Source organism: Ensifer sp. 1H6 (genome assembly GCF_001976035.1).
Taxonomy (GTDB): Bacteria; Pseudomonadota; Alphaproteobacteria; order Rhizobiales; family Rhizobiaceae; genus Ensifer; species Ensifer canadensis.
Genome location: NZ_MOAI01000015.1, coordinates 30,460 through 50,922, shown reverse-complemented (window position 1 = coordinate 50,922; position 20,463 = coordinate 30,460). Strand labels below are relative to the sequence as shown.

Below are 20,463 nucleotides of genomic sequence, written 5' to 3'. Positions count from 1 at the left end.
TCTTTTTTATTAGCCGGTCCCATGAGGAGACATCGTTTGTCCGATCCGACAACGGCTGAAAATGAAATTGAACCCCGCCTGATCACCGAGACCGGTCTTGATCAGCGCATCGCCGACATCATCGAACCGGTGCTGACGCCGATGGGCTATCGCCTGGTACGCGTGCGCATGTCCGGCCAGAACGGCATGACGCTGCAGATCATGGCCGAGCGCAACGACGGCACCATGACCGTCGAAGATTGCGAAGCGATCTCGATGGCCATTTCCCCGGTTCTCGATGTGGAAGATCCGGTCGACAAGGCGTATCATCTGGAAGTGTCGTCGCCCGGCATCGATCGCCCGATGGTGCGCAAGTCCGATTTCTTCCGCTGGCAGGGTCACCTGCTGAAATGCGAGACCTCGGTGCTGGTTGAAGGCCGCAAGCGTTTCCGCGGCAAGATCGTGTCCGTGGATGCGGATGGTTTCCAGATCGAGCGCGATCAGCCTGCTTATGGCGAGGAAGCGACGGTTACCATTCCTTTCACCACGCTTGCGGAGGCGCGGTTGATCCTGACCGACGACCTGATCCGCGACGCCCTGACGGCCGACAAGAAGGCCAAGGCAGCGCGCGCCGCGAACGAGAATTTTGAAGACGAAGATTCACCTATCGACGAATAAAAGCCGGGGCGGTGCTTGAGGCCCCCTGCAACCAGACGGAGACATGAGATGGCAGTCAGTGCTAACCGGCTCGAGCTTCTGCAGATCGCAGATGCAGTGGCACGCGAAAAGGTGATCGACCGCGAGATCGTTCTGGCCGCGATGGCCGATGCGATCCAGAAGGCCGCGCGCTCCCGCTATGGTTCGGAATCCAACATCCGTGCCGACATCAATTCCAAGACCGGCGAAATCCGCCTGCAGCGTCTGCTGGAAGTGGTCGAGAAGGCGGAAGACTATTCCACCCAGATCCCGCTTGAACTGGCCCGCGACCGCAACCCGGACGCCAAGCTCGGCGACTTCATTGCCGACCCGCTGCCGCCGATGGATTTCGGCCGTATCGCTGCCCAGTCGGCCAAGCAGGTCATCGTGCAGAAGGTTCGCGAAGCCGAGCGTGACCGCCAGTTCGACGAATTCAAGGATCGCGTCGGCGAGATCGTCAACGGCACCGTCAAGCGCGTCGAATACGGCAACGTCATCGTCGATCTCGGCCGTGGCGAAGGCATCATCCGTCGCGACGAGATGATCCCGCGCGAAAACATGCGTTACGGCGACCGCGTCCGCGCCTTCGTCTACGACGTTCGCCGCGAACAGCGCGGCCCGCAGATCTTCCTGTCGCGCACGCATCCGCAGTTCATGGTCAAGCTCTTCACCATGGAAGTGCCTGAAATCTACGACGGCATCATCCAGATCAAGTCGGTTGCCCGCGATCCGGGCTCGCGCGCCAAGATCGCCGTGATCTCGAACGACTCGTCGATCGATCCGGTCGGCGCCTGCGTCGGTATGCGCGGTTCGCGCGTTCAGGCCGTCGTCGGCGAACTGCAGGGCGAAAAGATCGATATCATTCCGTGGTCGCAGGATCCGGCATCGTTCATCGTCAACGCGCTGCAGCCGGCGGAAGTCGCCAAGGTCGTTCTCGACGAAGATGCGGAACGCATCGAAGTGGTGGTTCCGGACGAGCAGCTGTCGCTGGCCATCGGCCGCCGCGGCCAGAACGTTCGCCTCGCTTCGCAGCTGACCGGCTGGGATATCGACATCCTCACCGAGCAGGAAGAAAGCGAACGTCGCCAGAAGGAATTCAACGAGCGCACCAACCTGTTCATGGACTCGCTCGACGTCGACGAGATGGTCGGTCAGGTTCTGGCTTCCGAGGGCTTTGCGGCTGTCGAGGAGCTTGCCTATGTCGATCTCGACGAAATTGCCTCGATCGACGGCTTCGACGACGAAACGGCTACCGAAATCCAGACCCGCGCCCGCGAGTACCTGGACAGGCTGGAAGCTGAGATGGATGCCAAGCGCAAGGAACTCGGCGTTGCCGACGAACTGCGCACGATCAATGGCCTGACCAGCCCGATGCTGGTCGCGCTCGGCGAGGAAGGCATCAAGACCATCGAGGACTTTGCCGGTTGCGCCGCTGACGACCTGGTTGGCTGGAGCGAACGCAAGGACGGCGAGACCAAGCGCTTCGAGGGCACGTTCTCGAAGTTCGAAGTTTCGCGTGCCGACGCTGAAGCCATGATCGTTCAGGCTCGCCTTGCTGCCGGCTGGATCACGGAAGACGACCTCGCCGTCGAGCAGGAAGTAGATGAGGCGATCGAGGTTGCCGAAGGCGCGGAACAGGACGCCTGATGGCGACCACCGCATCGACTGACGCTGACGTTCTGCCTTCGGACAACGGCCCGAAGGACAAGAGCGGCAGCACCCGGACTTGCATCGTCACGCGCGAGAGTGGCTCGCCCGACGATCTGATCCGCTTCGTCGCCGGACCCGACGGCCGCATCGTTCCCGATCTGAAGCGTCAGCTTCCGGGGCGCGGCTGCTGGGTCAAGGCGGAGCGGGCGCTGGTCGAAAAGGCCATGGCGAAGAAGCTCTTCGCCCGGGCCTTGAAGGCCGACGTCAAGGTCGATGCGACGCTTGCCGATGACGTGGACAGGCTGCTCGTCGAGCAGCTTGCCGGAATGATGAACATGGCGCGCAAGGCGGCCCAGTTCATCTCCGGCGCGACGAAGACGGAGCAGGCAGTTCGTGGATTGGCGGCACTCGCCGTCTTCCACGCGAGTGATGCGGCAGCCGACGGCGTCCGCAAGATTGACCAGGCCCGCAAGGCGATGAGCTTTGTGGTTGAAGATGAAACGGAAATACCCGCGTTCCGCCCCTTCACGGCGGCGGAAATGGAGGGCCTTTTGGGAAGTAATGCTTTTATCCATGCCGCAACGCTTGCAGGGCAGGCGGGTGAGGGTGTAGTGAAGCGCGCAATCATGCTCGAAAAGTACCGTGGATCCGTCCCGGTCCGGGCCGAAGGCGGCGCTGGCAAGCCACAGCAATGACGCGCGTCACCGGCAAAATCCGGCATCGCGTACATTGTTTGAGACAATTTGGAAGACAGGGTCAGGTGATACGCATCCGGCCCTGATCGCTAGGAACGGAACGGAATGACCGACAACAACGACGACAAGACAGGCGGCGCAGCAGGCAAGAAGACGCTGACCCTGAAGCCCTCCGGGGTTTCGCAGGGGACCGTGCGTCAGGACATGGGCCGTGGCCGCACCAAGGCGGTCGTGGTCGAAACCAAGAAACGCCCCTTCCATCGCCCCAAGGACGAGCGCCCGATCACGCCGGTTGCCGCGGCTCCCGCCGCACGGCCGGCCGAACAGCGTCCGGCTCAGCCGCAGCCTTCGGGCCGCCCGGCCCCGCAGCCACAGCAGCACCAGACGCGCCAGGAAGCCAACCAGGCGAACCGTCCGCGCGTCGGTGTCGTTCTGAACCAGCTTTCCGCCGGTGAGATCGATGCGCGCCGCCGCGCTCTGGCCGAAGCCCAGATCCGCGAAGCTGAAGAAGCGGTCATCCGCGCCGAGAACGAAGCGCGCCGCAAGCGTGAGGAAGAAGCCCGTCTCCTGCAGGAGAAGGAAGACGCCGCACGTCGCGCCGCCGAGGAAGCAGCCCGCCCGGCTGTCGAGCCCGAAGCCAAGGCCGAAGAGGTTGTCGAAGAGCGCCCCGTGGCTGCTCGCGCACCTGCAGCCGGCGAGCGTCGCGTCGACAATCGCCCGCAGGCTGCACGGCCCGCCGCCGCCCCGGCAGCAGGTCTTCCGACGCCGGCACCGGCCGGTGCTCTGCGCGGCCGCAAGGTCGACAACGAAAAGGATGAGGATCGCAGCCCGCGCCCCGGCGCAGGTCCGGTTCGTGGCAAGGTCGTGCGTCCGGAGCCGGCAAAGCCGGTCACGCGCCCGAAGGGTGACGATGGTCGCCGCCAGGGCAAGCTGACGCTGACCACCGCTGCCGACGAGGATGCCGGCCAGCGCGCCCGTTCGCTGTCGGCGATGCGTCGCCGCCAGGAGAAGTTCAAGCGCAGCCAGATGCAGGAGACCCGCGAGAAGATTTCGCGCGAAGTCGTTCTGCCGGAAACCATCACGATTCAGGAACTGTCGCAGCGCATGTCCGAACGCGCCGTCGACGTCATCAAGTACCTGATGAAGGAAGGCCAGATGATGAAGCCCGGCGATCTGATCGATGCCGACCTGGCTGAACTCATCGCCGGCGAATTCGGCCACACCGTCAAGCGTGTTTCCGAGTCCGACGTCGAAGAAGGCATCTTCAACGTTTCCGACATCGAGGAAGAACTGGTCTCGCGTCCGCCGATCGTCACGATCATGGGTCACGTCGACCACGGCAAGACCTCGCTGCTCGACGCCATCCGTCATGCCAACGTGGTTGCCGGCGAAGCGGGTGGCATCACCCAGCACATCGGCGCCTACCAGGTCGAGCAGAACGGTAACAAGATCACCTTCATCGACACACCCGGCCACGCGGCGTTCACCGCCATGCGTGCCCGTGGTGCCCAGGCGACCGACATTGCCATCCTGGTGGTTGCGGCCGACGACAGCGTGATGCCGCAGACGATCGAATCCATCAACCACGCCAAAGCGGCCGGTGTTCCGATCATCGTGGCGATCAACAAGGTCGACAAGCCGGCGGCCAATGCCCAGAAGGTTCGCACCGAACTTCTGCAGCATGAAGTCTTCGTCGAATCCATGGGCGGTGAAGTTCTCGACGTGGAAGTCTCGGCGAAGAACGGCACCAACCTCGACAAGCTGCTCGAAGCGATCCTGCTCCAGGCCGAAATCCTCGACCTCAAGGCCAATCCGAACCGGACAGCCGAAGGTACTGTGGTTGAAGCCGAACTCGACCGTGGCCGCGGCGCCGTCGCAACCGTGCTCGTTCAGAAGGGTACGCTGCGTCCGGGCCAGATCATCGTTGCCGGCGACCAGTGGGGCCGTGTGCGCGCCCTGGTCAACGACAAGGGTGAACACGTCAAGGAAGCCGGTCCGTCGATGCCGGTCGAAGTTCTCGGCCTGTCGGGCACGCCGGCAGCAGGCGACAAGTTCGCCGTCGTCGAAAACGAAAGCCGCGCTCGCGAGATCTCGGAATACCGCCTGCGGCTTGCCCGCGACAAGGCAGTTGCCCGTCAGTCCGGTTCGCGCGGTTCGCTCGAGCAGATGATGACCCAGCTCCAGACCTCCGGTCTCAAGGAGTTCCCGCTCGTCATCAAGGGCGACGTGCAAGGCTCGATCGAAGCGATCGCCGGTGCGCTGGACAAGCTCGGAACCGACGAAGTGCGTGCGCGCATCGTCCATTCGGGTGCTGGCGGTATCACCGAGTCGGATATCTCGCTCGCAGAAGCATCGAACGCCGCCATCATCGGCTTCAACGTTCGTGCCAACAATCAGGCCCGTTCGGCAGCCGAGCGTGGAGGCATCGAAATCCGCTACTACAACATCATCTACGATCTGGTGGATGACGTTAAGGCGGCGATGTCCGGTCTGCTTTCGCCCGAGCGTCGCGAAACCTTCCTCGGCAACGCCGAGATCCTTGAGGTGTTCAACATCACCAAGGTCGGCAAGGTCGCGGGTTGCCGCGTCACCGAAGGCAAGGTCGAGCGCGGCGTCGGCGTCCGTCTGGTTCGCGACAACGTCGTCATCCACGAAGGCAAGCTCAAGACGCTCAAGCGCTTCAAGGACGAAGTCTCGGAAGTCAACGTCGGTCAGGAATGCGGTATGGCGTTCGAGAACTACGAAGACATCCGCGCAGGCGACACGATCGAGTGCTTCCGCGTCGAACACATCACGCGGACGCTGTAAGATCCGTCCGATTAGAAATTGTGCGGGCGCCGGGTTATCCTTCGGCGCTCGCATTTTTTTGAGGTATTGACCAATGACCAGAGCCACATCCTCTGCCCCCTCCCAGCGCATGCTGCGCATCGGTGAACAGGTGCGCGCCGCGATCACGCAGGTTCTACAGCGGGGCGACGTCCGCGATCCCGTGATCGAGAAGACGCTGATCGCGATCTCCGAAGTGCGCATGTCGACCGACCTGAGGATCGCGACCGCCTTTGTGACGCCGCTCGGCGTTCCCAATCATGCTGAGGTCATCGAGGCGCTGAACAAGAACGCCAAGTACATTCGCGGCCGCCTCGGCCCGCATTTGCGCCAGTTGAAGTACATGCCCGAAGTTCGCTTCCGCGACGATACCAGCTTCGACAACTACAAGAAGATCGATGCCCTGCTTCGTTCGCCCGAAGTCAGCCGCGACCTCGATCCGAATACCGACGACGAAGAATAGAAGAGTTCATGTCCAAACCGCGTAAACCCAAGGGCCGTCCGATCTCGGGCTGGCTGATCCTCGACAAGCCGCTCGATTTCGGCTCGACCGAAGCCGTTTCCAAGATCAAGTGGCTGTTCAAGGCGCAGAAGGCCGGCCATGCCGGCACGCTCGATCCACTGGCGTCCGGCATGCTGCCGATCGCTCTTGGCGACGCGACCAAGACCGTCCCCTATGTCATGGATGGCCGCAAGATCTATGAATTTACGGTCGCCTGGGGCGAAGAGCGCTCGACCGACGATCTCGAAGGCCAGGTGACGCATTCTTCGGACGCACGCCCGACCGAAGAGGCGATCCGCGCCCTCTTGCCGAACTATACCGGCGTTATCAGCCAGGTGCCGCCGCAGTTCTCTGCGATCAAGATCGACGGCGAGCGCGCCTACGATCTCGCCCGCGATGGCGAGACCGTCGATATCCCGGCACGCGAAGTCGAGGTGTTCCGCCTGACGCTGCTCGGCGCCGCGCCCAATCTCGCCCAGTTCGAGATCGAATGCGGCAAGGGCACTTATGTTCGCTCGATCGCCCGCGACATGGGCCGCGATCTAGGCTGTTTCGGCCACATCGCTTCGCTGCGGCGCACCTTCGTCGCGCCGTTCGGCGAGGATGACATGGTGCCGCTCGCCGATCTGGTGGCACTCGAAAAGATCGAAGACGAGGACGAGCGGCTGGCAGCCCTCGATGCGTTCGTCATCGAAACCGGCGAGGCGCTGTCCAGCCTGCCGCATATCGCCGTCAGCGACGACCAGGCGCATCGGCTGAAGATGGGCAATCCTATCATCCTGCGTGGCCGAGACGCGCCTCTGGCAACGCCAGAAGCCTATGCGACCACCCGCGGCAAGCTGATCGCCATCGGTGAGATCGCCGAAGGCGAGTTCCGCCCGAAGCGGGTCTTTGCCGTCGGCTGATCGCTTCGATCGCCACATTTGCCTTTGCCGCATCGCTGACGCATGATCCCGCCCAAGGGCTTGGGGCTGCTTCGAAACGGTTCCGTTTCCAGCTCGCAAGCAGGCGCTCGTCGCCTGCTGTCGCCCGTTTCGGCCGCCGTCCGGCGGTCATGGCTGCTGCATGATTTTCCGGATCGGCATTGATTTGGAGCGAGGATTATGACGCAGTTTTAAGGTGTTGCGGTGGCCTTCGCGCGCTATATTCGACGCGCGACGCTGTGGTTGAAAGGCGGTGCATTTGGCGCAGGTTTCGCAAGAGGGAAGGGAGACTGCCGTGGGTCGCCTGGCGACAGCTCTCGATTTCGTTCGTCACCGCATGACGCGGCCTTTCCGTTTCTACCTGACTTCGCTGCTGCTGATCGCGATCGTTCCCGCGTTCATCTTTTCGCTCGTGGTGCTGAAGCGCAGCGTCGACGCACAGGAGCAGGTCATCACCGCGCTGCTGCAGGCCTCGACCGGATCGGTGACGCGCATCGTCGAGCGCGACGTCGAGGGAATGCTGACGACGCTGAAGGTGCTGTCGACCGCACCGGCGATGGAGGGCGGCGACATGGAGGCCTTCTATCGCAGGGCCTCGACGGCGCTCGCCGATACCGATTCCTATCTGATCGTCATCGACCGCAAGCACAATCAGCTCAAGAACACCCGGGTGCCCTTTGGCACGCCGCTCGCCAAGGCCTCCGATCCCGCCTCCGTCGAGCGGGCCTTCACCAACAATGGTGCGCCGCTGGTCTCGAACGTCTTCTTCGGCCAGACGGCCGAAAAGTGGGTCTTCAACGTTTATTTGCCGGCGAAGCTTCCAACCGGCGAGGAATACCTGCTCGCTCTGACGCAGAACGCCGAGAGCATGGCCAAGGCCGTGAACCGCGAAACGCTGTCGCCCGGCTGGAACGCCGCTCTGGTCGACGGCAACGGCAAGGTCATCATTTCCTCCGACACCGGGGTCAAGGCGGGTGAACCGTTCTTCCTCGACAAGGTGCCGGCGATCAGCATCGGCGTGCGCAACATCACCGAAAACGGTACCGCCTATCGGGTGGCAACGGAGTTCTCCGTCGTGACCGGCTGGCGGATCATCGCCTGGGCGCCGCGCACCACGGTCGATGCGCCGGCCACCTGGTCCTTCCTGTGGCTGTCGCTTGGCGGCATCATCTTTGCCGGCATTGCCATTGCGGGATCGCTGGCGATCGCAAGGCTTCTGTCGCAAGGGGTGAAACTGGTCGCGCTCGACGCACGCCGCCTCGGCGCCGGCGAGCGCATCGAGCCGCGCCCGCATATGATCGCCGAAGTCGAGACCGTATCCGCAGCCCTTGCCAAGGCCGCGGCGTCGCGCACCAAGGCCGAGGGCGAGATCCGCTTCCTGATGCGCGAGGTTGCCCACCGCTCGAAGAACCAGCTGACGGTGATCCAGTCGATGCTGAATCAGTCGGTGCATTCGGCCGAAAGCGTCGCCGACTTCGCGGACTCCTTCCGCAAGCGCATCGCCGGCCTTGCTCGCTCGACAGATCTGATGATTGCCAACGCCGCCCAGGGCGTCGATTTCCGCGAGCTTGCCCAGAACCAGCTGCAGCCGTTCACCCCGGATGATCCCAAGCGTGTGGTCCTGTCGGGCCCGCCCCTAAGGCTCGACACGGAGAGCGCACAAACGCTCGGCATGGCGCTGCATGAACTGGCCACGAACGCCACGAAGTATGGTGCGCTTGCCAATACCACCGGTGTCGTCAAGCTCAGCTGGTCGCTGTCCGACGAGGGCATCGCCGTTCGTTGGCGCGAGGAGGGGGCCGACATCGAGGCGCAGACGAACCCGACCCGCAAGGGCTTTGGAACGCTGGTGCTGGAGCGTATGCTCGGCATGGCGCTGAAGGCCGAATTAGAACGGATCATGCATCCCGACGGCATCGAGTGGCGGATCAACATCCCGCGGAATGCCAAGGGTGGCGAAGGGGACGACGCGGAGCCTTGAGACGCATTCGGTTTTGAACGGTTGGTTTTGAAAAGGGGCAGGAATGCGGGGCTGGACAGGTCGCATCGGCATTCTCTCAGTCGTGTTGAGCCTGATGGCTGCGGCACCCGCCGCCGGCCAGGATGTGGCCTGTGTCGTCTCAGACCCGACCGGCACGCCGCTTACTGCATAATTCCTTAAATCGATCCGATTTAAGGATAAAATTATGCAGCAGGTCTAAAGCGTTACAGCGTCCTTTGCGCGTCATATTTGACGCGCGGCGCCGTAATGTCCGCACGGAACCGAACGGCCGGATCGTCATGACATTGGCCAATGGCAGCAAGGTTCGCCGGGTCGGCGAACGCCGGCATGCCGGCAGGGGCTGGGCGCTGGTTTCGAGCGTTGCCGGCGAACTCGGATGGGTGTTTGCCGCCTATCTCGACTGTGTCCCGGTTGATGGCGACCAGCTGAAGTCGGCGCCGATGCGCCCGCGACCGTCAGGCAATTGAGAGGCGGCCGGCCATCGCTGAAGAGCCATTTTCATGACCCTTTCCTTTTTCATCCAATTCGGTTATAGGCACGCCAGCAAAAGGCGCATGCCCGTTGCATTCACGGCCGCAGCTGGACGACATCCCGGCTGAAGGCGTCCCTAAATCCTCGAAATCGAAAGGATCATCCGATGTCGATTGCTGCAGAGCGTAAGGCTCAGCTCATCAAGGAATATGCAACCGTTGAAGGCGACACCGGTTCTCCGGAAGTCCAGGTAGCTATCCTGACGGAACGGATCAACAACCTGACCGAACACTTCAAGGGCCACAAGAAGGATAACCATTCCCGCCGTGGTCTTCTCGCGATGGTTTCCAGCCGTCGTTCGCTCCTCGACTATCTGAAAAAGAAAGACGAAGCGCGCTACACCAAGCTGATTGGTGCCCTCGGCATCCGTCGCTAAGCGACTTGCCCGGCGGATCGCATGCGGTCCGCCGGCCTTTTTTATTATGGAGCGCAGAGCGCTCAGGAAATGAACTCTCCGCAAGCGCACTAGGCGCACACAAGGAGAGGTATCCAGCGGGCCGGATGGGCCGGATCCGCGGATCAACCGATGGCCCGTCATGGGGCAGGATTGCAGGATGCTTCGGCGCCTGCTTGCAGAACCCGCTGCAGAGCAGCCAGGTCTTGCAAAGCGGAAAGCGGCCGGTCTCTTTTGAAGCCTCCCGTTGTCTTGCCCGTGATGCGCCATACCAGGCGGTTTTTCGACCACCCGCGCTGCAACAGCCGCGGAAAGGTCTGCCGCACACGAAGGACAGAACATGTTCGATACCCATAAGGTTGAAATCGAATGGGCTGGGCGTCCGCTCAAGCTCGAAACCGGCAAGGTCGCCCGTCAGGCTGACGGCGCCGTTCTCGCCACCTACGGCGAAACCGTCGTTCTCGCCACCGTCGTTTCGGCCAAGTCGCCGAAGCCGGGCCAGGACTTCTTCCCGCTGACCGTCAACTACCAGGAAAAGACCTACGCCGCCGGCAAAATCCCGGGCGGCTACTTCAAGCGCGAAGGTCGTCCGAGCGAGAACGAAACGCTGGTTTCGCGTCTGATCGACCGCCCGATCCGCCCGCTTTTCCCCGATGGCTACAAGAACGACACCCAGGTCATCGTCACGGTCATGCAGCATGACCTCGAAAACAATCCCGACATCCTGTCGATGGTTGCAGCTTCCGCTGCGCTGACGCTGTCCGGCATCCCGTTCATGGGCCCGATCGGCGGCGCGCGCGTCGGCTACATCAACGGCCAGTACGTTCTTAACCCGCATCTCGATGAGATGGACGAGTCGACCCTCGACCTCGTCGTCGCCGGCACGCAGGAAGCCGTGCTGATGGTCGAGTCGGAAGCCAAGGAACTGGCCGAAGACATCATGCTCGGCGCCGTCGTATTCGGCCAGAAGGGTTTCCAGCCGGTCATCGACGCCATCATCAAGCTCGCTGAAGTTGCCGCCAAGGAGCCGCGCGAATTCGAACCGGAAGATCATTCCGCTCTCGAAAACGCCATGCTTTCGCTTGCCGAAGACGAACTGCGCAATGCCTACAAGATCACCGAGAAGGTTGCTCGCTACGTTGCCGTCGACGCTGTCAAGGCGAAGGTAAAGGCGCACTTCCTGCCGGAAGGCATCGAGCCGGCGCATACGCCTGAGGTTATCGGCGCTGTCTTCAAGCACCTGCAGGCCAAGATCGTTCGTTGGAACATCCTCGACACCAAGAGCCGCATCGACGGCCGCGATCTCGAAACCGTACGTCCGATCGTCTCGGAAGTCGGTCTTCTGCCGCGTACCCACGGTTCGGCGCTCTTCACCCGCGGTGAAACCCAAGCGATCGTCGTTGCCACGCTCGGCACCGGCGAAGACGAACAGTACGTTGACAGCCTGACCGGCATGTACAAAGAACGCTTCATGCTGCACTACAACTTCCCGCCCTTCTCGGTCGGTGAAACCGGTCGCATGGGCTCCCCGGGCCGCCGCGAAATCGGTCACGGCAAGCTCGCCTGGCGCGCTATCCGCCCGATGCTGCCGGAAGCCGAGCAGTTCCCCTACACGCTGCGCGTCGTTTCCGAGATCACCGAATCCAATGGCTCGTCGTCGATGGCGACGGTCTGCGGCACCTCGCTCGCTCTCATGGATGCAGGCGTTCCTCTGGCAAAGCCGGTTGCCGGTATCGCCATGGGCCTGATCAAGGAAGATGAGCGCTTCGCCGTTCTCTCCGACATCCTCGGCGACGAAGATCACCTCGGCGACATGGACTTCAAGGTTGCAGGCACCGACGCCGGCATTACCTCGCTCCAGATGGACATCAAGATCGAGGGCATCACCGAAGAGATCATGGGCATTGCGCTCAACCAGGCCAAGGGCGGCCGTCTCCACATCCTCGGCGAAATGGCCAAGGCCATCTCCGAAAGCCGCGGCCAGCTCGGCGAATTCGCACCGCGCATCGAAGTGATGAACATCCCGGTCGACAAGATCCGTGAAGTCATCGGCTCCGGCGGCAAGGTCATCCGCGAAATCGTCGAAAAGACCGGCGCCAAGATCAACATCGAAGACGACGGCACCGTGAAGATCGCTTCTTCTTCGGGCAAGGAAATCGAAGCGGCCCGCAAGTGGATCCACTCGATCGTTGCCGAGCCGGAAGTCGGCCAGGTCTACGAAGGCACCGTTGTCAAGACCGCCGACTTCGGCGCCTTCGTCAACTTCTTCGGCGCCCGTGACGGCCTCGTCCATATCTCGCAGCTTGCCTCGGAGCGCGTTGCCAAGACCACCGACGTCGTCAAGGAAGGCGACAAGGTCTGGGTCAAGTTGATGGGCTTCGACGAGCGCGGCAAGGTTCGCCTTTCCATGAAGGTCGTCGACCAGGCGACCGGCAAGGAAGTTGCTGCAGAAAAGAAGGGTGACGGCGAAGCCGCTGAATAAGCGGTCTCTACCCGAACGCATTCGGGGCGCGGAGCGGATCGCTCCGCGCCCTTTTCTTGTACTGATATCGACGGAAGAAACCGATGAGCCGAGACGCATTGAAGACCCTGTTCCACCCGTTCGAAACCGGGGTTATCGACCCGCCGGGCGAGGGCGAGCGTGTGCTCTTCCTCGGTGCTGAGGCGGGCTACAGGCTGCCCGAGGGCTTCGGGGCGTCGATCGCTTCCGTCCAGCCGCTAAGGCCGCTGTATCGCGCCCTTGAGGCCGAGCGCGCCGACGTGGCGCCTGTGGTCACCGGTGAGGACTACGACGTCGCGCTGATCCTGTGCGGCAAGCACAAGGGTGAAAACGAGGACCGCATCGCCGAGGCGCTGAAGCGCACGCGCGACGGCGCGCTCATCGTCGTTGCCGGCGGCAAGGAAGATGGCATCCAGTCGCTGAAGAAGCGCATCGCCAAGTTCGAATGGGATGGCGATCACCTGCCGAAATATCACGGCGTCGCCTTCTGGTTCACCCGACCGGAAGACGTCACCGACGCTGTTCAGAAACTTGCCAAGGTGCCGGTCCGGGTCGACGGCCTGTTCGCAGCTTCTCCGGGCATGTTCTCGCACGATCGCATCGATGCCGGCTCCGAACTGCTGGCCTCGCGCCTGCCGCGCGACTTCAACGGCCATGCCGCCGATTTCGGCGCCGGCTGGGGCTATCTCGCGGTCAAGCTCGCCGAAGCGTCGCCCGGCACGAAGGGCATCGACCTCTTCGAGGCCGACCACGATGCGCTGGAGGCGGCCCGCGTCAACATGCCGGCAAACGCTCCGCGCATGCCGGCGCGCTTCTACTGGTTCGACCTGACGAGCGAAGAGCCGCGCGACAAATACGATCTCATCGTCATGAACCCGCCGTTCCACGAAGGCCATGCCGCCGAACCGGCGCTGGGCGTGGCGATCATCAAGGCGGCGCACAAGGCGCTGAAGCAGGGCGGCAAGGTCATGCTGGTCGCCAATCGCGGCCTGCAGTATGAGCAGGTGCTCGCCGAGACCTTCAAGGAATATGGCGAGACCTGCCGCAACGCACGCTTCAAGGTTCTCTGGGGCAAGCGCTGAGCCGCAATCGAAGTCAAGCAAGGAGCCGGGTTCGTCGCCCGGCTCTTTCGTTTTTGGGTGTGCGCCTCATCCGTCGGCGTGAAGGCAAAAGATTGCCTGTTGCCATCATCCTTGATCGGGCTCACCATGCTCGCTGCCGATGTGTCTCGTCGAAGGATGGGTGCCATGACGTGGGGAGTGAACAGGCCGCCTTTGACCGAGGATGCGGCCGAAGCCATCGCCAAGGATATAAAGCACGCCGAGGGGCACGGAGCCACCTCGGAAGTGCCCCTGTCGTTCCTGAAGAGCCTCTACCGTCTGCCGCTGGATCCGGCGCGGCGCACGCATACCGGCCTGGTCGTGCTGGCGATCATCGTCGTCCTGCTTGTCCTGTTTCTCTGGCCTTGAACCTTTCGGTCCATGACGACGCCCGCAGCCAGTGACGTCGGCGTTGACGCGATCGCCAGCGGAAAAAACCTCTCTTTTCTCACGCTTGTCTCGGAAGGGGCGTCGATACAAGGCGCCCCAGCGGCGCTTTTGAACGGCATTGCCGGTTACGCCCCCTGGAGCGGCTGTGGCGTCGCAAACGTCGGCTATCGAGACAGCCCCGTCGTCCGGAATGGCCCAGCGATCCACGATGTGAGTGCTGTTGCCCTCCGTTTTCGTGTCGTGCTATCGTTGGTGTTATTCCATGACAACGCAACCAGAATTGTCGCCTGACATTTGTTTCGACAGTCACATTTGCCGCATGGATTTTGCGGACTAGACATTTTCTTCAGCCCGGCGCCGGGCGGGGCTGCGAGACTGGAATCCAGCGAAAGCGCTGCGTTCTGATCGACGCTCAAACAGTCGGGATGAGGGACTTCTTTGCTCGGCACGACACTTCTACGCGACGTCTTCCTGCATTCCGTGGCCATTCTCTGTCTGTTGGCCGGGCTCCTGGCCTCAGCCTCGACAGTTCTGGCATCGCCGGCCGGCGGCGCTGACATGCAGTTCTTGGTGGTTCGCAGCAATCAGCCGGGGTGCGAGCCGACATGCCCGGAGTGGATATCGGCCGAGGGGACGATCGTTCGCGAAAGTCCGACGCATCTCAAGAAGCTGCTCAAGGCGATCGGCGACCGCCGCCTGCCGATCGTCGTGACGTCGCTCGGCGGCGACGTCGATGCCGCCATGGTGCTCGGACGGATCATCCGGGCGCGAAAGCTCGAAGTGGCGGTCGGCAAGACGCGCTTCGTCGGTTGTCAGCCGCAGCAGAAGGATTGCCGCGACAATGACGGCAAGGGTGCCCGCCTCATCGGGACTGCCTATTCGGGCGGAGCCTATTGCAACTCCGCCTGCCCGCTGATGCTTGCCGGCGGTGCCCGGCGTGTGGTCGGCCAGTGGGCATATCTGGGCGTTCACCAGATCACCGCTGTCTACGCTCAGGTCCAGACACGGTACCAGGAGAAATATCGGATCGTGAACGGCAGGAAGAAGATAATCAGCAAGAAAGTCGTCAGCCAAAAGAATGTTGGCAACCGCAAGACCTACGAGATGAGCAAGGCGATGGAGCGCGAACTGGCCGCATACCTAGCGGAAATGGGCGTCGGGCGTGCGGTCATCGATCAGATGAAGATCACGCCCGCTGCCGACATGCGCAAGATCGAACCTGTGGCGATGATGGAGATGAAGTTGATCACGCAACTGGGCGGGGTCGAGCTGCTGACCGCGGCCGGGGTCTGCAAGACGGTGCCCGCCTCCGCCAATTGCCGGGTTTTCGTTATGTCGGACCTGAAGCGTTAGACGAGGGGATCTGGGTTGGAGACCGGAATGCGCATATGGAGTTCTCCCGTCGGCTGCGCCACGCCCCGCCTGCGACGAGTAGTGCTGCTGATCTGTCTGCTGGCCGCAAGCCTGTTGATGGAGCGGCCGGCAATGGCGGCTGAGCAGCAGATGCGGTTTGTCGTCGTGCGCTCGAACGAGGTCGGTTGCGAGCCGACATGTCCGGAATGGATTTCCGCCGCAGGCACCATCGGTCCGAAGACGCCGGCACTGCTGAAGGCAACCTTGAAAACGCTCGCAGGCCGCAAGCTACCATTGGTCCTGCGATCGCCCGGTGGCGATATGGCGGCTGCGATGGCACTCGGCCGCCTCATCCGCAAGAGCAAGCTGAGCGTGGCGGTGGGCACGACCATTTTCGTTGGATGTCAGCGAGATCAGAAGAACTGTACCGCAAACGACCGCAAGGCGGCCGAGTATATCGGCAAGGCAGTTTCGCTTGGAGCCTGCTCACAGGCATGTACGCTTGTCCTTGCATCCGGCAATCGACGACTCGCGGGAGAGGGGGCGATCGTCGAAGACATTCCGACGCTAGCCGGAAACGAGGCCGACACCCGGAAACTCGTGGCTTACTACGGTGAAATGGGCGTGCGATACCAGTCCCTGGTCGAACGCCTGCGCAGCGCGGACGGCAATCTCGGCCGCTATCAATTGTCCACGGTGCTGCTGTTGACGAGCGAGCTGCCCGTCGGCCAACTGGTCGATGCGGATATTTGCCGTGGCACGCCTGCGCCCGACAATTGCCGGGTCTTCACCACGATGGATCTGGAATAGCGGCAGGCGCCGGGCGCGGGAGCCAACCAAACTGGAAAACACGCCAACAAAAAAGCCCCGGCGATAACCGCACCGGGGCTCGTCATCTCTGGGCTGTGCCCACCCATCAGCTTTACTCGGCGTCGGCGGTCCTGAGCGCGTCGAGCGCCGGCATCGAGGTGATGTTGTAGCCCGAATCCACGTAGTGGATTTCGCCGGTGACGCCACGCGACAAATCGGAAAGCAGGTAGAGCGCCGAACTGCCGACATCGTCGATGGTGACGGTGCGGCGAAGCGGCGAATTCTTCTGCTGCCAGGAGAGCATGGCCCGCGCATCGGAAATGCCGGCGCCTGCAAGCGTGCGGATCGGGCCGGCAGAAATCGCGTTGACGCGGATGCCGCGCACGCCGTAGTCGGCCGCAAGATAGCGCACGGAGGCTTCGAGAGCCGCCTTGGCAACGCCCATGACGTTGTAGTTCGGCATCACCCGCACCGAGCCGCCATAGGTCAGGGTCAGCATCGAGCCGCCGTCGTTCATCAGTTCGGCGGCGCGCTTGGCGATCTCCGTGAAGGAGAAGCACGAGATCACCATGGTGCGGCTGAAGTTGTCGCGCGTCGTGTCGGCGTAGAGGCCCTTCAGCTCGTTCTTGTCGGAAAAGCCGATGGCGTGGACGATGAAGTCGAGCTTGCCCCAGCGTTCCTTGATGGCCGAGATGACCGTATCGACGGAAGCGATGTCCTCGACGTCGCAAGGCAGCAGAAAGTCGGAGCCGACCTCGGCCGCCAGCGGCTTCACGCGCTTGCCAAGCGCTTCACCCTGGTAGGTGAAGGCCAGTTCCGCGCCCTGCGCTGCCAGCGCCTTCGAGATGCCCCAGGCAATAGAGTGGTTGTTGGCCACACCCATGATGAGGCCACGCTTTCCATTCATCAGTCCCGTCATGGTGTTATCCGTTGTAGCGCTGGAAGACGAGCGTTGCGTTGGTTCCGCCGAAGCCGAACGAATTGGAAAGAACCGTATCGATCTTGGCGTTGTCGATGCGCTTGCGCACGATCGGCACACCATCGAATTCCGGGTCGAGTTCGCTGATATGGGCGCTCTCGCCGATGAAGCCACCCTGCATCATCAGGAGACCGTAGATCGATTCCTGGACGCCGGCAGCGCCGAGCGAGTGGCCGGTGAGCGACTTCGTCGACTGGATGTGCGGGATCTTCGCGCCGAACACTTCGCGGATGGCGCCGATTTCCTTGCTGTCGCCGACCGGGGTCGACGTGCCGTGCGTGTTGATGTAGTCGACGTCGCCCTTCACGGTCGACAGCGCCTGGCGCATGCAGCGCATCGCGCCTTCGCCTGATGGGGCGACCATGTCGTAGCCGTCAGAAGTCGCGCCGTAGCCGACGATTTCGGCGTAGATCTTGGCGCCGCGCGCCTTGGCATGTTCCAGCTCTTCGAGCACCAGCACGCCGGCACCGCCGGCAATGACGAAACCGTCACGGCTGACGTCATAGGCGCGCGATGCGGTCGACGGCGTGTCGTTGTACTTGGAGGACATCGCGCCCATGGCATCGAACAGGTTGGACATCGTCCAGTCCAGGTCCTCGTGGCCGCCGGCGAACATCACGTCCTGCTTGCCCCACTGGATCATCTCCGCGGCATTGCCGATGCAATGGGCAGACGTCGAGCAGGCCGACGAGATCGAGTAGTTGACGCCGTGGATCTGGAACCAGGTCGCAAGCGTGGCCGAAGCCGTCGACGACATCGCCTTCGGCACGGCAAACGGGCCGATGCGCTTGGGGCTCACGTTCTTGCGGGTCGTGTCCGCCGCCTCGACGATCGTGCGGGTGGACGGACCACCCGAGCCCATGATGATGCCGGTGCGCTCGTTGCGGGAAATGACCGCTTCCTCGAGGCCGGAGTCGGCGATCGCCTGCTTCATGGCCACGTGGTTCCACGCGCCGCCCTGCGACAGGAAGCGCATGGCGCGCCGGTCGACGAGATCGCTCGGATCGAGCGTCGGTGCGCCCCAGACCTGGCACTTGAAGCCGTTTTCGGCGAAATCGGAAGAAAACGTGATGCCCGATTTGGCGTCGCGCAGCGATGCCGTGACTTCGTCGGCATCATTCCCGATCGAGGAAACGATCCCGAGGCCCGTGACAACAACCCGTCTCATGGTAATGACCTTTTCTTTATCTCATTCGGTGCGGAGAACCCGCGGCTTAGTCGGTCTTTTCCTTCGACAGACCGACACGCAGGTCGGTTGCCTGGTAGATGGTTTCGCCGTCGGCCTTCAGCCAGCCATCGGCAGTGCCGAGCACGAGGCGACCGCGCATGACCCGCTTGAAATCGATTCCGTACTCGAGCAGCTTGGTATGGGGGCGAACCATGCCCTTGAACTTCACTTCGCCGGTTGACAGCGCCATGCCGCGCCCCGGTTCGCCGAGCCAGCCCAGGAAGAACCCGGTCAATTGCCACATGCCGTCGAGACCGAGGCAGCCGGGCATGATCGGGTTGCCCTGGAAATGGCAGGGGAAGTACCAGTCATCAGGGCTCACGTCATACTCGGCGCGAATGAAGCCCTTGTCGAAGGCGCCGCCCGTCTCGGAGATTTCCGTGATGCGATGGACCATGAGCATGGGCGGCAGCGGCAGCTGCGCGTTGCCGGGGCCAAACAGTTCACCTCGGCCGCAGGTCAGGATTTCCTCATAGCTGAAGCTGGATTGCCTGGTCGTCATCAATGGTTGTTTCCCCGAGTAACATAAAGTGTTGTCAGACCTGCTTTAGAGCAAGTTCGCTGTGAAATGAAGCGCACCGATGGCCGTTTTCGATGTTTCCGACGTCGGCGTCGCCCATTTCGATTGCGATATCGTTCCGCCGTCGCTTACAGGATCAATGTGGGTCCGACCAGAGTTAAATACCAGCCTTCCTTGAAATAGGCCGGTTTTTCAGGCATTCCAGCCGTTCTGCACCTTAGAATCTATTGAAAGAGCAGCGTGCAAAAGTTATATCGCAGCGGAAGTATTGTAAATTTTACGGGATCCATGGAACGCTCCTTGATGACGAAAGCAACCGAAGTGAGTTCGGAAGAGAGATTGCGCAGCTCGGGTCTGCGCCCGACGCGTCAGCGTGTCGCGCTTGCCGATCTGATCTTCGCCAAGGGCGACCGTCACCTGACCGTTGAAGAACTACATGAAGAGGCTGTTGTCGCCGGCGTGCCGGTTTCGCTGGCAACCGTCTACAACACGCTGCATCAGTTCACCGAGGCCGGCATGATCCGCGTGCTCGCGGTGGAAAGCGCCAAGACCTACTTCGACACCAACGTCTCCGACCATCACCACTTCTTCATCGAGGGCCAGAACGAAGTCCTCGATATTCCCGTCAGCAATATCGAGATCGGCAATCTGCCGGAACCGCCTGAAGGCATGGAAATTGCCCATGTTGACGTGGTCATTCGTCTCCGCCGCAAGCGCGAACGGTCGTAGCGACCTTTTCCTACATCACATCGTTGGGGTCGCGGCCGGGGCTTGCTTTGCCGATGGGCAGCGTCCAGCCGTATTTGAGTGCGCCGGCGCGCACGGTGAAGGCCGAGACCACGCCGAGCGCCGATGTTGCGGCCAGCGGCAGTCCGATCATCGTCGCGACGACGAACACGGCGGAGCCGACCAGAGCTGCCGTCACATAGACTTCCGGACGCAGCAGCACTGACGGCTCTCCCGCCAGGAGGTCGCGCAATATGCCGCCGAAGGTCGCCGTCAACATGCCGGTGACAAGCGCGACCCCGGGCGAGCCTGTTGCCGCCAGCCCCTTGGCAGCACCCATGACGCAATAGGCCGACATGCCGATCGCATCGAGCCAGACCAGCACCCGGTAACGCGAGCCGAACAGGTGGGCGGTGAAGAACAGGATGACGCTCACCGAGACGCAAACCAGAAGGTAGGTCGGGTTGAGCACCCAGAACACCGGCGTTGCGCCAAGGATGACGTCGCGCATCGTTCCACCGCCGATACCGGTGACCGAGGCAAGGAACAGATAGCCGATGATATCGAGCTGCTTGCGCGAAGCTGAGAGCGCTCCTGTTGCGGCAAAGACGGCAACACCCGCATAGTCGAGGATTTCCAGGATCGTCATGGCCGCTCCG

Annotated in this window: 20 protein-coding genes; 16 read left to right on the top strand and 4 right to left on the bottom strand. The window is 62.3% G+C overall.

Annotated features, from left to right (window positions below; all coding sequences use genetic code 11):
- Nucleotides 1-21: 21 nt before the first annotated feature.
- From rimP to BKP54_RS18435, 15 genes are all read left to right on the top strand, one after another.
- Entirely contained in the window at nt 22-657 is a 636-nt protein-coding gene (gene rimP / locus BKP54_RS18505) for a ribosome maturation factor RimP (protein ID WP_081788827.1), read from the top strand.
- A 48-nt stretch (nt 658-705) separates the two neighbouring features.
- Nucleotides 706-2,322: a transcription termination factor NusA gene (nusA, locus tag BKP54_RS18500; RefSeq protein WP_025425487.1), complete on the top strand. Its 1,617-nt coding sequence runs from the start codon at nt 706-708 to the stop codon at nt 2,320-2,322.
- Complete coding sequence (locus BKP54_RS18495) at nt 2,322-3,020, top strand: RNA-binding protein (RefSeq protein WP_025425488.1); 699 nt, start codon at nt 2,322-2,324, stop codon at nt 3,018-3,020. The genes nusA and BKP54_RS18495 overlap by 1 nt, the downstream gene beginning before the upstream one ends.
- A gap of 105 nt (nt 3,021-3,125) precedes the next feature.
- On the top strand, nt 3,126-5,828 hold the full coding sequence (gene infB, locus BKP54_RS18490; RefSeq protein WP_025425489.1) for a translation initiation factor IF-2: 2,703 nt from the start codon (nt 3,126-3,128) through the stop codon (nt 5,826-5,828).
- 73 nt (nt 5,829-5,901) lie between these two features.
- Nucleotides 5,902-6,309 (top strand): 30S ribosome-binding factor RbfA, encoded by a 408-nt coding sequence (gene rbfA, locus BKP54_RS18485; RefSeq protein WP_025425490.1) that lies wholly within the window; start codon nt 5,902-5,904, stop codon nt 6,307-6,309.
- 8 nt (nt 6,310-6,317) lie between these two features.
- On the top strand, nt 6,318-7,253 hold the full coding sequence (gene truB / locus BKP54_RS18480) for a tRNA pseudouridine(55) synthase TruB (RefSeq protein ID WP_025425491.1): 936 nt from the start codon (nt 6,318-6,320) through the stop codon (nt 7,251-7,253).
- Between the two features lie 277 nt (nt 7,254-7,530).
- A complete protein-coding gene (locus tag BKP54_RS18475; RefSeq protein WP_084814695.1) occupies nt 7,531-9,252 on the top strand; it encodes a sensor histidine kinase in 1,722 nt (573 codons plus the stop codon).
- A 43-nt stretch (nt 9,253-9,295) separates the two neighbouring features.
- A complete protein-coding gene (locus BKP54_RS37125; RefSeq protein ID WP_255569776.1) occupies nt 9,296-9,424 on the top strand; it encodes a hypothetical protein in 129 nt (42 codons plus the stop codon).
- Nucleotides 9,375-9,740 (top strand): SH3 domain-containing protein, encoded by a 366-nt coding sequence (locus BKP54_RS37120; RefSeq protein ID WP_084814694.1) that lies wholly within the window; start codon nt 9,375-9,377, stop codon nt 9,738-9,740. Before BKP54_RS37125 ends, BKP54_RS37120 begins: the two co-directional genes overlap by 50 nt.
- Nucleotides 9,741-9,910: 170 nt before the next feature.
- The gene (gene rpsO, locus BKP54_RS18465; protein ID WP_025425494.1) at nt 9,911-10,180 is read left to right on the top strand and encodes a 30S ribosomal protein S15; all 270 of its coding nucleotides are present in this window, start codon (nt 9,911-9,913) and stop codon (nt 10,178-10,180) included.
- A gap of 358 nt (nt 10,181-10,538) precedes the next feature.
- A complete protein-coding gene (pnp, locus tag BKP54_RS18460; protein ID WP_025425495.1) occupies nt 10,539-12,680 on the top strand; it encodes a polyribonucleotide nucleotidyltransferase in 2,142 nt (713 codons plus the stop codon).
- 83 nt (nt 12,681-12,763) lie between these two features.
- The gene (locus BKP54_RS18455) at nt 12,764-13,780 is read left to right on the top strand and encodes a class I SAM-dependent methyltransferase (RefSeq protein ID WP_025425496.1); all 1,017 of its coding nucleotides are present in this window, start codon (nt 12,764-12,766) and stop codon (nt 13,778-13,780) included.
- 165 nt (nt 13,781-13,945) lie between these two features.
- Nucleotides 13,946-14,167, top strand: coding sequence for a hypothetical protein (locus tag BKP54_RS18450; protein ID WP_038575800.1), 222 nt, complete (start codon nt 13,946-13,948; stop codon nt 14,165-14,167).
- Nucleotides 14,168-14,626: 459 nt separating this feature from the next.
- Nucleotides 14,627-15,541, top strand: coding sequence for a hypothetical protein (locus BKP54_RS18440; RefSeq protein WP_051509143.1), 915 nt, complete (start codon nt 14,627-14,629; stop codon nt 15,539-15,541).
- Nucleotides 15,542-15,568: 27 nt separating this feature from the next.
- Entirely contained in the window at nt 15,569-16,351 is a 783-nt protein-coding gene (locus BKP54_RS18435; protein WP_128090450.1) for a hypothetical protein, read from the top strand.
- A 112-nt stretch (nt 16,352-16,463) separates the two neighbouring features.
- On the opposite strand, the gene fabI is transcribed toward BKP54_RS18435, so the two are convergent.
- Genes fabI through fabA form a run of 3 tightly spaced genes read right to left on the bottom strand, consistent with a single transcriptional unit; the run spans nt 16,464 to nt 19,060 of the window.
- Entirely contained in the window at nt 16,464-17,270 is an 807-nt protein-coding gene (fabI, locus tag BKP54_RS18430; RefSeq protein ID WP_025425499.1) for an enoyl-ACP reductase FabI, read from the bottom strand.
- 4 nt (nt 17,271-17,274) lie between these two features.
- Nucleotides 17,275-18,498 (bottom strand): beta-ketoacyl-ACP synthase I, encoded by a 1,224-nt coding sequence (fabB, locus tag BKP54_RS18425; protein ID WP_025425500.1) that lies wholly within the window; start codon nt 18,496-18,498, stop codon nt 17,275-17,277.
- Between the two features lie 46 nt (nt 18,499-18,544).
- Nucleotides 18,545-19,060 carry a 3-hydroxyacyl-[acyl-carrier-protein] dehydratase FabA gene (fabA, locus tag BKP54_RS18420; RefSeq protein ID WP_025425501.1) on the bottom strand — a complete coding sequence of 172 codons (516 nt, stop codon included), beginning with the start codon at nt 19,058-19,060 and terminating at the stop codon, nt 18,545-18,547.
- Nucleotides 19,061-19,381: 321 nt separating this feature from the next.
- On the opposite strand from fabA, the gene irrA reads away from it, so the two are divergent.
- The gene (gene irrA / locus BKP54_RS18415) at nt 19,382-19,807 is read left to right on the top strand and encodes an iron response transcriptional regulator IrrA (RefSeq protein ID WP_025425502.1); all 426 of its coding nucleotides are present in this window, start codon (nt 19,382-19,384) and stop codon (nt 19,805-19,807) included.
- 10 nt (nt 19,808-19,817) lie between these two features.
- Here irrA and BKP54_RS18410 read toward each other — a convergent pair whose 3' ends face one another.
- On the bottom strand, nt 19,818-20,453 hold the full coding sequence (locus tag BKP54_RS18410; protein ID WP_025425503.1) for a trimeric intracellular cation channel family protein: 636 nt from the start codon (nt 20,451-20,453) through the stop codon (nt 19,818-19,820).
- Nucleotides 20,454-20,463 lie beyond the last annotated feature (10 nt).